The organism is Pseudomonas graminis (genome assembly GCF_004364335.1).
In the GTDB taxonomy this organism is placed as follows: domain Bacteria; phylum Pseudomonadota; class Gammaproteobacteria; order Pseudomonadales; family Pseudomonadaceae; genus Aquipseudomonas; species Aquipseudomonas graminis_D.
This window is the reverse complement of the sequence record NZ_SOCR01000010.1, coordinates 202,945-220,200: the sequence shown is the minus strand read 5'-3', so window position 1 is coordinate 220,200 and position 17,256 is coordinate 202,945. Positions and strand designations below refer to the sequence as shown.

Here is a 17,256-nt window from a genome sequence, read left to right as displayed (position 1 = left end):
TATTCCAGTATGAAGCGGCGTTAGTTAAGGCCGGTCGGCATGATGGATACCAACTGAACGGTAATTTCGGAGAGTCCCCCCCATGAGCAGTGTTGTTGCCATCGTCAAAAGCATTGTTGGCCAGGTAGTCGCAGTTTCCCCGGAAGGGATTCGTCGTGTGCTCATCGAGGGTGACCGGTTGTTCACCGGCGAGCAGGTTCTGACAGGCCCGGGAGGCGCAGTCACGCTGCAGCTTGCTGACGGCCGTCAACTGGACATGGGCCGCGACAGCCAGTGGAGCGCAGACGCCCCGGCTTCCACTACCAACCTTGCCGAAGCCACCGCACAAGCGGCACCGTCAGTGGCTGAATTGCAGCAGGCCATCGCGGCCGGCGCCGACCCGACCAAAGACCTCGAAGCCACTGCCGCGGGTCCGCAGGCAGCGCCAGGTGATGGCGGCAACGCAGGCGGCGGCCACAGTGTAGTGATGCTCACCGAGACGGCGGGCGAAGTGGATCCGACCATCGGCTTCCCGACCAACGGCCTGGGGACAACAACCGCGCCGCCTCCTACGCTGAGCAACGGCCTGGCGATCGACAACGGCAACGGCAACACCGTCGTGCCGCAGCCGACGGGCAACCTGACACTGACCGCCACTCCGACGTTGACCGAGGCCGGTGGCGCGCTGGTTTACACGGCGAACGTCACTCAGGCCCCGACGTCGGACCTGACGATCACCCTGTCCAACGGTTCGACCATTGTGATTCGTGGCGGCGACACGTCCGGCTCGACCACTGTTCAAGTGGCCGACATCAACACGCCGTACATCGACCCTTCAGTCATCAGCGCCACGATCACTGGCACAACGGGCGGTGGCGGTCTGGTCGTGACGACCGATCCGACTCCGGCGGTGACTAACATCACCGACACCATCGACACCACCACGGTCAGCCTCAGCGCTGCGCCGACGTCTGTCGAAGGCACCTCGATTACTTACACCGCCACGCTGACCAACCCGGCACAGACCCCGGTCAACGTCACCCTGTCCGACGGTTCGACCATCACCATCCGTGCGGGCGAGTCCACTGGCTCGGTTGTCGTCGCGGCTCCGGCGAATGACGTCTACAACACCGACACCGTTATCAACACCACGATCACCGGCGCAACCGGCGGCAACTTTGAAAATCTGGTGCCTGATACGGCGCCGGCTGTGGTGCAGATCGTCGACAGTATCGACACCACCGTTGCCAGCATCACCGGCACCCAGTCGGTGACTGAAGGCCAGGCCGCCACGTACACCATTACGCTGAGCAACCCGGCGCAGACCGAAGTTACGATCAACCTGACGTACAGCGGCACCGCAACCAACGGCACCGACTACACGCAAGTGGTCAGCGTGAAGATCCCTGCCAACAGCAGCAGCGTCACCTTCGACCTGAACACCCTTAATGACACGATCCCGGAAGGCGTTGAAAACGTCACCGTGGCGATCGGCGCCATCACCGGCGGCAACTTCGAGAACATCGTTGCCAGCGCGACCAATGGCAGCGTCACCACCACGATCATCGACAACGACGCTCTGCCGGTTGTCGACCCGAATGGCGGTGGTAACGGTACCAACAGCGAAACCACCTTCACCGAAGGCCAGGCCGGCGTTTCGATCGCCGACCAGTTGACCGTCACTGACGCCGACAGCCCTACCCTGCAAGGCGCGAAAGTCACCCTGACCAACGCTCAGGACGCCGACACCCTGGTGGTAGGCAGCCCGAACGCGAACATCGCGGTCAGCACCGCCACCGTCAACGGCCAGATCGTACTGACCCTGACCGGCGCCGCCACCGCCGCCGAATACGAAGCCGTGATCAAGTCGATCACCTTCCAGAACGGCAGCCAGGACCCGAGCGTCGTTGATCGCGCCATCACCGTGACCGTCAACGATGGCCAGAATGATTCCGTGCCGGCCACCAGCATCGTGCACGTCGTCGCCGTCAACGACGCCCCGACTGTCACGTTCACCAGCACCGATTACGTCGAAAACGGCGCTCCTCAGGCACTGGTCAACAACCTGCAGATCGGCGACGTCGACGGCGGCCAGCTGAGCGGCGCGAAGATCACCGTGACCGGCGTTCAGGCCGAAGACCTGATCGCTTCGACGTCCTTCCAGGGTGGCAACACCGGCACCACGGCTTCGGGCATCAGCTACACGCTGGGCAACGACGCCAGCGGTAACGTCGTCATTCAGTTGAGCGGCAACGCCTCGATCGCCGACTACACCACCCTGATCAACTCGATCACTTACGCCAACAGCAGTGATGCCCCGATTACCACCCCACGCGGCGTGACAATCGAAGTGACGGACGTGGACACCCACGGCACCAACAACCTGACGGGCAGCGCCACCGGCGAAGTCGACATCACCCCGGTCAACGATGCACCGACCGTCACCGACGCATCGGGCAGAGGCGACGAAGACACCGCCATTGCGGTCAAGCTGACCGGCGCTGACGTCGACGGCACCATCGACCACTTCAACCTGGTCACCCTGGCGGCCAACGGCACCTTCTATGCCGATGCTGCCGGTACCCAGGCGCTGACCAACCTCAGCAACATCGCCGCCACCGCCAACAGCGCGACGATCTACTTCAAGCCGAACGCCAACTGGGCGGGCGACACCAGCTTCACCTACACCGCTGTGGACAATCAGGGTCAGACCGCTGGCGCGCCAGCCAACGGCATCATCAACGTCACGCCAGTGGCCGATGCGCCGATCGTTACCGTTGCCGACGCGCAAGGTAACGAAGACTCCGCGATCAAGATCAACGTCGGCACCGCATTGGTCGACACCGATGGCTCGGAATCCCTGGGCCCGTTCATCGTGTCCGGCATTCCGGTCGGCGCCGTGCTGACGGATGGCACCCACAGCTACACCTCGATTCCGACCGGCGACGGCGCGGTCTACATCAATGGTTGGGATTTGACCAACCTGACCATCACCCCGCCGAAAGACTTCAACGGCCCGATCACCCTGCAAGTGAGCTCGACGTCGACCGAAGGCGCCAACAAGGATTCGGCCACCACGACACAGTCTCTGGTCGTCAATGTGACGCCAGTGAACGACGGCCCGGCGGTCAACTTCGACAGCGTGACCTACACCGAAAACGGTGCGCCGATCGCGCTGGTCAACAACTTCAGCATCACCGACATCGACAGCACGCAGCTGAGCAGCGCGAAGATCACGCTGACCGGCATTCAGGCTGAAGACCTGGTTGTGTCCCAGTACTACAAAGGCGGCACCACCGGTGTTACCGACCTGGGCATCACCTACACCCTGAGCAACGACGCCAACGGCAACATCGTGATCGACCTGACGGGCAATGCCTCGGTCGCCAACTATGAAACCCTGATCAAGTCGCTGACTTACGCCGACAACAGCGAAAACCCGAGCACCGTACCGCGTGGCGTGAGCATTTCCGTCACCGATCTGGACGCCAACGGCACCACTAACCTGACCGCCGTGCACGACGGCCAGATCAACGTGATTGCCGTCAACGACGCTCCGACCGTCAACGCGGCATTGGGCCAGGGCAACGAAGACACCGCCATTGCGGTCAAGCTGACCGGCGCTGATGTCGACGGCACCATTGACCACTTCAACCTGGCCACCATGGCCGAGCACGGCACGTTCTACGCCGATGCCGCCGGTACCCAGGCGCTGACCAACCTCAGCAACATCGCCGCTAGCAACAACAGTGCGACGATCTACTTCAAGCCGGACGCCAACTGGGCCGGTGACACCAGCTTCACCTACACCGCTGTCGACAATCAGAACCTGCCAGCCGGCGCGCCAGCGAACGGCATCATCAACGTGACGCCGGTGGCCGATGCCCCGATCGTCACCGTCGCTGACGCCCAAGGTAGTGAAGACTCCGCGATCAAGCTGAACGTAAGCACCGCGCTGGTGGACACCGATGGTTCGGAATCCCTGGGCCCGTTCGTCGTGTCCGGTATTCCAGTGGGCGCCGTGCTGACTGACGGCACCCACAGCTACACCTCGATCCCGACAGGCGATGGCGCGGTCTACATCAATGGCTGGGACCTGACCAACCTGACGATCACGCCGCCGAAAGACTTCAACGGCCCGATCACCCTGCAAGTGAGCTCGACGTCGACCGAAAGCGCCAACAAGGATTCGGCCACCACGACCCAGTCCCTGACCGTGAGCGTCGGCCCGGTCAACGACGCGCCAACCGTAACCTTCACCAACCCTGACTACGTCGAAAACGGCGCACCTCAGGCGTTGGTCAGCAACCTGCAGATCGGTGACGTCGACAGCGCTCAATTGAGCAGCGCGAAGATCACGCTGACCGGCATTCAGGCTGAAGACCTGATCGTTTCCCAGTACTACAAAGGCGGCACCGACGGCACCACCGGTACCACCGATCTGGGTATCAGCTACAAGCTGAGCAACGACGCCAACGGCAACATCGTTATCGACCTGACCGGCAAGGCGTCCATCGCTGACTACACCACGCTGATTAACTCGATCACCTACGCCAACAGCAGCGATAACCCGAGCACCACGCCACGTGGCGTGACCATCGAAGTGACCGACGTTGATGCCAATGGCACCAACAACCTGTCGGGCAGTGCCACCGGTCAAATCGACGTGACTGCGGTCAACGACGCGCCGGTAGTCAACGCCGCCTCGGGTTCGGGCAACGAAGACACCACCATCGCGGTCAAGCTGACCGGCGCTGACGTCGACGGCACCATTGGCCACTTCAACCTGGTCAGTGCGCCTGCACACGGCACCTTCTACTCGGACGCTGCCGGCACCCAGCCGCTGACCAACTTGACCAACATCGCCGCCAGCAACAATGGTGCGACGATCTACTTCAAGCCGGATGCAAACTGGGCGGGCGACACCAACTTCACCTACACCGCGGTCGACAACCAGAACCTGCCAGCCGGCAACACCGCCACGGGCACGATCAACGTCACGCCAGTGGCTGATGCCCCGATCGTCAGCGTCACCAACGCCCAGGGCGATGAAGACACCGCGATCAAGCTGGACCTGAGCGCGGCACTGGTCGACACCGACGGTTCTGAGTCCCTCGGACCGGTCATTGTGGGTGGCATTCCAGTGGGCGCGGTGCTGAGCGATGGCAACGGCCACAGCTACACCTCCATCCCTGTTTCTGAAGGCGGCGATGGCGAGGCTTACCTTACTGGCTGGAACCTGAGCACCCTGACCATCACGCCGCCGAAAGACTTCAACGGCTCGATCAACCTGCAAGTGAGTTCGACGTCCACTGAGCTGACCGGCCAGTCGGCAACCACGACTGTGCCCCTCACTGTCAACGTCGCGTCAGTAAACGATGCGCCAGTGGTCAATACGACCACAGGCAATGGCAGCGAAGACACGCTCGTTGCCGTCAAATTGACCGGCTCTGACGTCGACGGCACCATTGACCACTTCACCCTGGTCAACACGCCTGCCAACGGCACGTTCTACTCCGACGCCGCAGGCACCCAGCCGCTGACCAACTTGAGCGACATCACCGCGACCAACAATGGCGCGACGATCTACTTCAAGCCGGACGCCAACTGGAATGGCAGCACGCCGTTCACGTATACCGCCGTCGACAACCAGGGCACGGCTTCCACCACCCCGGCAACCGGCACCATCACCGTTACGCCTGTGAACGACGCGCCGGTGGTCAACTTCGGCAGCATCACCTACACCGAAAACGGTGCACCGATCGCGATCGTCAAAGACTTCAGCATCGCTGATGTCGACAGCACTGAGCTGAGCAGCGCGAAAATCACGCTGACCGGCATCAAAGGCGAAGACCTGATCGTTTCCCAGTACTACAAAGGCGGCACCGATGGCACCACCGGCACCACCGATCTGGGTATCAGCTACAAGCTGAGCAATGACGCCAACGGCAACATCGTCATCGACTTGACCGGCAAAGCTTCGGTTGCCAACTACGAAACCCTGATCAAGTCGATCACCTACGCCGACAACAGCGAGAACCCGAGCACCGCTCCGCGCGGTGTGACCATCGCCGTGACCGACGTGGATGCCAACGGCACCAACAACCAGACCGTCGTTCACGACAGCCAGATCAACGTCATTGCCGTGAACGATGCGCCGGTTGTTAACGCCGCTTCGGGTGCGGGCAACGAAGACACACTCGTTGCCGTCAAGCTGACGGGTTCTGACGTGGACGGCACTATCGGCCACTTCAACCTGGTCAACACGCCTGCACACGGCACGTTCTACTCCGACGCTGCCGGCACCCAGCCGCTGACCAACTTGACCAACATTGCTGCCAGCAACAATGGTGCGACGATCTACTTCAAGCCGGATGCAAACTGGGCGGGCGATACCAACTTCACCTACACCGCTGTCGACAACCAGAACCTGCCCGCCGGCAACACTGCCACGGGCACGATCAACGTCACGCCTGTGGCTGATGCCCCGATCGTTACCGTCACCAACGCCCAAGGCGATGAAGACACCGCGATCAAGCTGGACCTGAGCGCTGCACTGGTGGACACCGACGGTTCTGAGTCCCTCGGACCGGTCATTGTGGGCGGCATTCCAGTGGGCGCGGTGCTGAGCGATGGCAACGGCCACAGCTACACCTCCATCCCTGTTTCTGAAGGCGGCGATGGCGAGGCTTACCTCACTGGCTGGAACCTGAGCACCCTGACCATCACGCCGCCGAAAGACTTCAACGGCTCGATCAACCTGCAAGTGAGTTCGACGTCGACCGAAGGCGCCAACAAGGATTCGGCCACCACGACGCAGTCGCTGACCGTGAACGTCGCGTCAGTGAACGATGCGCCGCTCGTTAACACGGCCACAGGCAATGGCAACGAAGACACGCTCGTCGCGGTCAAGCTGACCGGCTCCGACGTCGACGGCACCATTGACCACTTCACCCTGGTCAACACGCCTGCCAACGGCACGTTCTACTCCGACGCCGCAGGCACCCAGCCGCTGACCAACTTGAACGACATCACCGCGACCAACAATGGCGCGACGATCTACTTCAAGCCGGACGCCAACTGGAATGGCAGCACGCCGTTCACCTACACCGCCGTCGACAACCAGGGCACGGCTTCCACCACCCCGGCAACCGGCACGATCACCGTTACGCCTGTGAACGACGCGCCGGTGGTCAACTTCGGCAGCATCACCTACACCGAAAACGGTGCACCGATCGCGATCGTCAAAGACTTCAGCATCACCGACGTCGACAGCACCGAACTGAGCAGCGCGAAGATCACGCTGACCGGCATCAAAGGCGAAGACCTGATCGTTTCCCAGTACTACAAAGGCGGCACCGATGGCACCACCGGCACCACCGATCTGGGTATCAGCTACAAGCTGAGCAATGACGCCAACGGCAACATCGTCATCGACTTGACCGGCAAAGCTTCGGTTGCCAACTACGAAACCCTGATCAAGTCGATCACCTACGCCGACAACAGCAACAATCCGAGCACCGCACCGCGCGGCGTGACCATCGCTGTGACCGATGTGGATGCCAACGGCACCAACAACCAGACCGTCGTTCACGACAGCCAGATCAACGTGATCGCCGTGAACGATGCGCCGGTGACCAAGTCAGCGTCGGCCACGGGCGACGAAGACAACACCGTTGCGGTCAAACTGACCGGCACCGACGTTGATGGCACTGTTGACCACTTCAACCTGGTCAACCTTGGGCAGCACGGTACGTTCTACGCCGATGCCGCCGGCACTCAGGCACTGGACGGCACCAGCGTCATCAAGGCGACCGGCAACAGCGCAACCGTTTTCTTCAAGCCGGACGGCGACTGGAGCGGCAGCACCCAATTCACCTACACCGCCGTCGACAATCAGGGTAAAGCAGACACCACGCCCGCCAACGGCACCATCAACGTGGCGCCTGTCGCCGACCAACCGCTGATAACGCTGGGCTCCGGCATTGTTCAGTCGACCGGTCTGGTCAAGGACGTCTATGTCGGCACGCTGAGCAATATGGGCACCGACGGTAAAGGCGCCAACGAAGCGACCCTCAAGGCCGGCTTCAACACCACCGTTGAACCGACCGCCCACAGTGTCGCGACCGCTGCACAGGATTCGTCCGTTGCCGCTGGCACCGGCGTCAAGCTGTCGGGCCTGATTTACCTGGAAGCCGGCCACACCTATAACTTCACCGGTACCGCAGACGACAGCCTGTTGATCACCGTCGGCGGACAGACCGCCGCCACCGCCACAATTGGCGAAAGCGGCGTCGTGCAGAACGTGGGCGCAGGCTTTGTTCCTTCGGCCTCCGGTTACTACACGCTGGATATTTACCACTACAACCAGGACGGCCCGGGCAATTACAACATCGGCCTGACTGACACGAACAACAGCACCAACGTCGCTCAAAACGTCGCCCTGGACGGCAGCGACGTGCTGCTGTTCGCATCGGTCGATGACCTCAAGGCTTCCGGCCTGAACGTCTCGCCATTGCACGAAGGCAAAGCGGGCGGCGGTGAGGGTTATTACACCGCTTACGAGTTGAACCACGGCACCGAAGGCAGCGCGATCAAGCTCAGTCCGGTCAGCGCGGTATTCGGCGACAGCCTCGACGGTTCGGAGACTCACGTCACCACCCTCAGCGGCGGCGCACCGGCCGGCTCGATTCTGACCGACGCAGCGGGCCACTCGGCCACCGTGACGACTCACGCCGAAAACGGCAAAACCGTGATGGACACGATCGACGTCAGCAACTTCGACCTGTCGACGCTGAGCATCACCACGCCTAAGGTCTTCTCTGGCACGTTCTCGCTCAATATCACCGCGACAGCCACTGAAGCGACGATACCTGGCGTGCCGAGCGCAGTTGCAAGTGCCAGCGACAGCAAGGCGATCACCGTCACAGTTGATGCCTGGAATGACGCTCCGACCGTGAACACGGCTTCGGGCCAAGGCAACGAAGACACCACCATTGCGGTCACGCTGACGGGTTCTGACGCGGACGGCACCATCGACCACTTCAATCTGGTGGATGTGCCTGCACACGGCACGTTCTACTCCGACGCGGCCGGCACTCAGCCGCTGACCAACTTGAACGACATCACCGCTACCAACAACGGTGCGACGATCTATTTCAAGCCGGACGCGAACTGGAATGGCAGCACACCGTTCACCTACACCGCCGTTGACAACCAGGGCCTGCAAGCCGCTACGACGGGCACGGGCAGCATCAACGTCACGGCTGTGAACGACGCGCCGGTGGTCAACTTCGGCAGCATCACCTACACCGAAAACGGTGCAGCGACGCCAATCGTCAACAACTTCAGCATCACCGACGTCGACAGCACCCAACTGAGCAGCGCGAAAATCACGCTGACCGGCATCAAAGGCGAAGACCTGATCGTTTCGCAGTACTACAAAGGCGGCACCGACGGCACTACCGGCACCACCGACCTGGGTATCAGCTACAAGCTCAGCAACGACGCCAACGGCAACATCGTCATCGACTTGACCGGCAAGGCTTCGGTTGCCAACTACGAAACCCTGATCAAGTCGATCACCTACGCCGACAACAGCGAGAACCCAAGCACCGCACCGCGCGGTGTGACCATCGCTGTCACCGACGCCGACGCCAACGGCAGCAATAACCAGACTGTCGTACACAACAGCCAGATCAACGTGATCGCCGTGAACGACGCGCCGGTGACCAAGGCAGCGTCGGCAACGGGCAACGAAGACACCACCATCGCGGTCAAGCTGACCGGCTCTGATGTGGATGGCGCGATCGACCACTTCAACTTGGTCGACATGGCTGCACACGGCACGTTCTACGCCGATGCGGCCGGCAAAGTGGCGCTAACCAGCCTGAGCAACATCGCGGCAGTCGGCAACGCTGCAACGGTGTACTTCAAGCCAGCCGCCGATTGGGCGGGCAGCACCTCGTTCACCTACAAGGCCGTCGACGATCAGGGTCTGGCGAGTTCGGTCAAAGCTACCGGCACCATCAACGTGGCGCCTGTCGCCGACCAGCCGTTGGTAACGCTGGGTACAGGCGTCGTTCAGTCGACCGGCCTGGTCAAGGACGTCTACGTCGGCACGCTGACCAATATGGGCACCAACGGCCAGGGCGCCAACGAAGCGACCATCAAGGCCGGCTTCAACACCACCGTTGCGTCGACCACTCACACCGTCGCCGCCGCTGCGCAGGACGCTTCCGTAGCTGTCGGTACCGGCACCAAGTTGTCCGGTCTGGTCTACATGGAAGCCGGCCACACCTACACCTTCTCCGGTACCGCGGACGACAGTCTGCTGATCACCGTAGCGGGCCAGACTGCAGCCAACGCCACATGGGGCGCGGGCGGCAAGATCCAGAGTGCGGGCTTCACGCCGACGGAGTCCGGCTACTACACCCTGGACATCTACCACTACAACCAGGCGGGCCCGGGCAACTACAGCATCAACCTGGTCGACAAGACCCTCAGCACCGGCGCCACTCAGACCGTCGCGCTGAACAGCACCAACGTGCTGCTGTTCGCAACGGTCGATGACCTCAAGGCGTCCGGCCTGAACGTCTCGTCGCTGCACGAAGGCACGGTTGGCAGCGGTGAGGGTTATTACACCGGTTACGAGCTGAACCACGGCACCGAAGGCACCGCGATCAAGCTGAGCCCGGTCAAAGCGGTGTTCGGTGACAGCCTTGACGGTTCGGAGACTCACGTCACGACCCTGAGCGGCGGCGCACCGGCCGGTTCGGTCCTGACCGACGCAGCAGGTCACACGGCCACCGTGACGACTCACGTCGAAAACGGCAAAACCGTGATGGACACGATCAACGTCAGCCCATTCGACCTGTCGACGCTGAGCATCACCACGCCTGACTACTTCAGCGGCAAGTTCACGCTGAACGTGACGGCGACGGCGACCGAAGCAACGGTGCCAGGCGTCCCAAGCGCGGTAGCCAGCGCCAGCGACAGCAAGGCGATCACCGTCACCGTCGAGTCTCAGACCTACACCTCGAGTGAAGGCCTGGCCGGCAGCGACCCGACGCCGATCACTGGCACCACCGGTGGCGACATCATCGTCGGCGACGTCAGCGGCACGACCATCGTGCAGGGCAAGAGCTACAACATCGCCTTCATCGTCGACAGCTCGGGCAGCATGGGCAAATCCCTCGACACGGCGAAGACGCAGTTGCAGTCGGTGTTCGAGAAACTGGCGAACGGCGCTCAAACGGCCAACGCTGGCAAGATCAACGTCCTGCTGGTGGATTTCGACACCAACGTGCGTTCGACCGTGTCGGTGGACATGTCTGACAAGGCTGCTGCGCTGAAAACATTGGCCGCTGCTCTGGCGACCATGACATCGGGCGGTACCACCAACTACGAAGATGCCTTCAAGACCACGGCGAACTGGTTTGCCGGCTTGAACAGCACCAACCCGACGGGCGAGAACCGCACTTACTTCATCACCGACGGCGAGCCTAACGTCTACCAGAACACCAGCACGGTGCTCGGTACGGTGAGCGGCACGACCATCACGCTGGCGACCGCGCTGGACAGCTGGCATCTGGGCAGCACGTACACGGTAAACGGCAAAGTCGCCATCGACACCGTGGGCCATGTGTACAGCTACGCCAGCAACAGCAACGGCGCGCTGGTCGGCACGCTTGCCAGCCACGCCGACGGCAAGGGCGGTCAGGAATACAGCCTGAATTCACCTGAAACCAACGGCAGCAGCGTTGTCCTGGCTGAAGCGGACACCGGCTACGCCCTGCTGCTGAAGCAGTCGCCGACCATCGAAGCGATCGGCCTGAGCTCGGCCGTCAAGACGAGCACGCTCGATCACTACGACAGTGACGGTCACGCGCAGACCAACGTCAACGCTGACGATCTGGCGAAGGCGGTACTGGGCGACCAGAAGGATATCGCGCCGGGCAGCGACACCCTCAACGGTGGCGACGGCAATGACATCCTGTTCGGTGACCTGATCACCTACAACACGCAGGGCGGCATCACGGCGCTGAAGGCGTTTGCGGCAGACACCCTGCACGTGAACGTGTCGACCATCGATGACAAGACGCTGCATTCGTTCGTGACCAACAACCTCGATGCGGTGGCTCACCTGAGCAATTCCTCGTCGACGTCGCAGGACGGCAACGACACCCTGCTGGGCGGCAATGGCAATGACATTCTGTTCGGCCAGGGTGGCGACGACATCCTCAACGGTGGTAACGGCAACGACATTCTGATTGGTGGTAAAGGCAACGACATCCTTACCGGTGGCGCAGGTACCGATACGTTCGCCTGGAAAGCAGGCGACACCAACAGCGGTGGCTTTGACGTGATCAAGGACTTCAACAAAGGCGAAGGCGACCGCATTGACCTGCGTGACCTGCTGCAAGGTGAAGACACCGACACCCTCAGCAAGTACCTGCAAGTCACCAATGATGGCCGTGACACCATTCTGCAAGTCAGCACCACCGGGCAGTTCGCGTCGAATGTCACGGCGGCTGCCGCGGCGACCACGGCCGATGTGCACATCAAGGTGGAGGGCGTGACCTGGAGCAATGCCATGGTCAACTCGCTGGTGAGCGGTGCGGATCCGACCATCAAAGTCGATCACCACTGATAGCTGAGCCAAGAGAGCTGTTGTACTGTGCTGGCAATCGTCCCTGACGGTTGCCAGCACAGTTAGTCCCCTGAGGAATGAGCCATGTTTTACGTTCAGCGCGATGCCGATGGAACGCTAGTTCGCGTGGAAGCAACAGCTTTTGCCGAAGCAAGCGAGCAACTGCCGCCCGATGACCATCAGGTGCAAGCCTGGTTTGCCAACGAAGTGGTCGAGAAAAGCCTGATCCAGCTCAAGTCCAGCGACATGGACATGATCCGGGTACTGGACGACTTGATTCAGGTCCTGACCAGCAAAGGCATCCTCACCATCACCGACCTCCCCGCCGCCGCACAGGCAAAATTGATGGATCGTACCCAGGCCCGGGAAACACTGGGCGGCCTGAGCGACCTGATCAATGATGATGAACAACGGCTGATCTGAAGCCCACCTCCCCGACCTTGGCGCTTACCCGCTTAGGGCATGCCATTCGAAAATAAGGCTGGCTGACGCGCTAGATGCAAGAGCGCGCGGGCCCGCGAATGCGTTTTCCGAGGCGACGGGCTTAACGCCTGACACGACGCCTATTGATCCACCCACACAAATCCGTAGGAGCCGGCTTGCTGGCGAACGCGTGCTGTCAGTTGCTAAAAGGGTGACTGACACCACGCATTCGCGGGCAAGCGCGCTCCTACAGTTGATTTGCGCCGTCCATCAATCTGCGTTCCCGCAGGTAATCCGCGTTTGATGACCATCCCACAGGTCTAAAGTCCCAAGATGAAATGGCAGGATCACGTTCTGCCTCTGCCCGAAGGGCGTAGGAGCGCGCTTGCCCGCGAAGGCGGTTTCCGACGCGCCGCGCTTCACGCCTGACACAACGGCCATTCATCAACCCACTCAATCCGTAGGAGCCGGCTTGCTGGCGAACGCGTCCTGTCAGTGGCTAAAAGGGTGACTGACACCACGCATTCGCGGGCAAGCGCGCTCCTACAATTTCACGCCTGCATCCAAAACATGCGTCGAGCGCCAATCGTCCTGCAGGAGCGTGGCTTGTCCCACGATCTGGCGCGAAGCAACGGCGCAGCCGACATATTAAAGACGACCGATCAGTACTGCTTACGTCGGACCTTGATGTCGCCCTGCTGGTATTGCTGATACCCCGTGTAGGGAAGCAGCACGGTATCGGCGACCGCGGAAAGGGCCATGTCCAATGCAATGGTGGGCGCAGACCAGTGGGGCCCGGAAACTGGCGGAGCGTTCAAGGTGCAGAACTGGTAAACCGCACCGCTGTAGGCACGGGGGATGGACTGGCAATTGGAGCTGTGGCGCGCCAAGGTATCTGCGGCCCCTTTTTCGTCATTGAGGGTTTTGATCGTGCCGCACCCCGATAGGGTCGCGATCATGCAGGCGGCAATCCATGGCTTCATAAGTGCTCTTCCATTGTTTGATTTGAAATAACGACGCGGGTCGCGTGTCGATGTAAACCCAAGCTTGACCACTCAACGCAATGGCGGACGACGCACCGCCGGCAGTCCGCGTTGGATCACGCCCCTGTTGGTCGGCAATATACCCGAAAGGATGGCATGGATCGCGGTCCGCCTCTGCCCGAAGGGCGTAGGAGCGCGCTTGCCCGCGAATGCACTTGCCGACGCCGCACTCCACCCCTGATACCACGACTACTGATCAACCCACGCAAATCCGTAGGAGCCGGCTTGCTGGCGAACGCGTTCTGTCAGTCGCTAAAGGGGTGACTGACACCACGCATTCGCGGGCAAGCTCCTGCACATAGCGCGTCAGCCATCGACATTGAGTAAAACAGCAAGCGCGTTCCTCAGCCCATCACTTCCACGGCGCAGGATCACCGAACAGCTGCCCCTGTACCCCTTCAATCCCCATCTCAACGATCACCCGGTGTTCGCCGTCGGTCTCAACGCGCTCGGCAATCAGCGGCAGGTCGATACTGTGTGCCGCGCGCTGGACCGCTTCGATGAACAACCGCTTGTGGCTCTCCTGGTCAATGGTGCGGATGTAGCTGCCATCGATCTTCAGGTAAGCCAGCCCCAGATGCGCCAGGTTGCCGATCATGCTGAAACGCCCACCAAACCGCTGCAGCGCCAGGGAATAGCCGGCTTCTTGCAGGCGGCGGGTCAGCTTCTCCAGCACCGCTTGCTCCGGCACTTGCTCCTCGCCGATCTCGAAGGTCAGGCGCGCGCCGAGTTTCGGGTGCTGGCGCAGGGCGTTGAACACTTCATTCAGCGCCGACGCATCGTTGAGCGTGGCCGCCGACAGATTCAGCGCCAAGCGCTCATTGTGCGTACCCAGATGCCTCAGTACCTGCTGCAGCATCAGCATATCCAAGCGGCTCGACCAGCCAAACCGCTCCAGCCACGGCAAAAAGCGCCCGGCCGGAATCGTCTCGCCGTCAGCATCGACCAGCCGCGACAGCACTTTGTAATGCAGCACCTTCGCGGCATCACCAGATTCAACCACCGGCTGAAAGAACAACTGAAAGCGCCCGTGCTCAAGGGCATGATCCAGGGTCATGTGCCACGCGTGCTGGTCTTCACCCAGATCGCCAATCGCGCCACGCTCGATGCAATACCACGATTGCTCGCCACCGCTTTCCGCCTGGGACAGCGCCTGATCCGCCAGCGTCAGCAGCGTCAGCGAGGCATCGCCCGGGCTGTACGGCGCCAGCCCCATATGCGCGACGGGCGAGACATCGGAGGCGCCGGTGGCTTCCAGACTCTGCAGCGCCGCCTCAAGATTCTGCACCAGTTGCACGGCTTCATCGTGAACCATGCCCGGCGCCAGCACGGCGAATTCCCCGCCACGGCTGCGACTGATGAGGTTGCGGGTTTCAGGGTATTTCTCGCAGTGACGCACCAACTGCTCCGCCACCGCCACCAGCAAGGCATCGGTACGCTTGCCACCCAGACGCTGGTTCAAACCGGCCAGGTCGTTGACGCGCAACATCATCAAATAGCCCGCGCGTCCGTCTTCCAGATGACTGACGTGGGCATTGAGCTGCATATCGAAATAACGACGGTTGGACAGCCCGGTCAGGCTGTCCTGATACGACTCGATGCGCAGCTTCTCACTGCGCTCGGTGCTTTCCTGAAACAGCGCCTTGAGCTTCTCGACCATCTGGTTCATCGCCTGCACCACCCGGCGCAGCTCCGGCGTGCGCGGCAGTTCGGGCAGAACGAGGAACTCGCGACGGCCAATCGCCTGGGACTGCGCCACCATGTAGTCCAGCGGCTTCAGCTGCCGACGCAACAGCATCGCGCCGAGAATCGCACTGACCACGCCACACACCAGCAACCAGCCAAGGCTGCCCAGCGCGCTCTGCCACAACTTGGCCAGCGCGAACATCGGGTGGCTCACCACTTCGACCCGCGCCGTCTGCTGCCAGCCACGGCTGACAATCGCCTCGCCGCCCGCCGGCTCAAGCCCGATGGCGTTGATGAACCACTGCGGCACGCCCTGATTGTCCGGCGTCGCACTGCGCTCGACGATGGCGTCGCCACTGGCCAGGTCCACCACCCGGATGCTCGCGTAATAACCGCTGTCGAAGATCGACGACACCATCAGCTCAACCATCGCCGGGTCGTCGATATTGGACGTCAGCGACAGCGCCAGCGAGGTCGCGGCGTCCTGGGCGTGGGAGCGCAACTGATTGACGTACTGCGCCCGCGAGCTTTCCAGGCTGACGACAAAACTCCCCGCAAAGGCAACCACCAGAAACAGACAGATCGCGATCAACAGCTGTTTGAACAGAGACATCAGTACTCCTAATTCTCGGGCTCGGTGGGGAAGCCTTCTGCAGACATTTTTTTCAGCACGTCCTGCCACCGGGACAGACGTTTGGTGTCGCTCACTTTCTTGTTGCCCTGCGCGCCCGGCAGCCACAGCCCTTCAGCGTTGAAGGCATACACCGGCAACAGGTCCGTGCGTTCGCTGGCGGGTTTGATGTCGTTGATCAAGCTGTCGAGCACCAGCGGCATCGCGTTCGGACTCGAGTAATACGTCAGCACCATGTGCGCGCGGTTCAGGCGCAGGGCCTTGACGTACGTGATCAGCAGCTTCTCGCTGGGCACGCCCAAGCGCCGAAGGCTGAAATACTTGGCGATCGCATAATCCTCACAATCCCCCGCGCCCTTGATCAGCGACTCGACCGGCGTCGCCCAGTAATCGACCTCGTGCCACAGGTCGATGTCTTCGGCGTAGCGCATCTGCTTATTGAAGAACAGATTCACGACGTTGAGCTTGTCCATCTCGCTGACCTGCTTCTCGGTCGCCAGCAAGTTCTGCCAGGCATCGATGCGCTGCTTGCCGGCGCCCAACGGCCCGTACAGCGCTTCGGCGCGACGGCTGATCAGGGAAAAATCCCAATCCGCGCTCAGATAGCCGACACACGCCGTGCACGTCAGTGCAAGCGCCAGCAGCATCCATAATCCGGGGCGCTTTTGAGCCGGGCGTGTCGCCAATTTGTCTCGTCCATCAGGCAATGGATAACGGAAAGCGATGGTGAGGGGTTGAGGGAGGAAACGCAATGGCGCGGTGAGATCATGCGCGGAAGCAAATGCCCGAAAACGCGACTCATGATAGGCTCGCGCCCCTTGATTTCATGACTCACCGGGTTG

General features: G+C 61.5%; 5 protein-coding genes. 2 read left to right on the top strand and 3 right to left on the bottom strand.

From position 1 onward, the window contains the following. Positions 1 to 82 precede the first annotated feature (82 nt). Positions 83 to 12,631 (top strand): retention module-containing protein, encoded by a 12,549-nt coding sequence (locus tag EC919_RS20150; RefSeq protein WP_133776119.1) that lies wholly within the window; start codon positions 83 to 85, stop codon positions 12,629 to 12,631. Positions 12,632 to 12,715: 84 nt separating this feature from the next. Further along, positions 12,716 to 13,054: a tryptophan synthase subunit beta gene (locus EC919_RS20145; RefSeq protein WP_133776118.1), complete on the top strand. Its 339-nt coding sequence runs from the start codon at positions 12,716 to 12,718 to the stop codon at positions 13,052 to 13,054. Positions 13,055 to 13,716: 662 nt separating this feature from the next. Here EC919_RS20145 and EC919_RS20140 read toward each other — a convergent pair. The 3 genes from EC919_RS20140 to lapG all read right to left on the bottom strand — a co-directional run bounded on the left by EC919_RS20140 (position 13,717) and on the right by lapG (position 17,100). After that, complete coding sequence (locus EC919_RS20140) at positions 13,717 to 14,037, bottom strand: YceK/YidQ family lipoprotein (protein ID WP_133776117.1); 321 nt, start codon at positions 14,035 to 14,037, stop codon at positions 13,717 to 13,719. Positions 14,038 to 14,449: 412 nt separating this feature from the next. Further along, a complete protein-coding gene (lapD, locus tag EC919_RS20135; protein ID WP_133776116.1) occupies positions 14,450 to 16,396 on the bottom strand; it encodes a cyclic di-GMP receptor LapD in 1,947 nt (648 codons plus the stop codon). An 8-nt stretch (positions 16,397 to 16,404) separates the two neighbouring features. After that, the gene (lapG, locus tag EC919_RS20130) at positions 16,405 to 17,100 is read right to left on the bottom strand and encodes a cysteine protease LapG (protein WP_432213833.1); all 696 of its coding nucleotides are present in this window, start codon (positions 17,098 to 17,100) and stop codon (positions 16,405 to 16,407) included. Positions 17,101 to 17,256 lie beyond the last annotated feature (156 nt).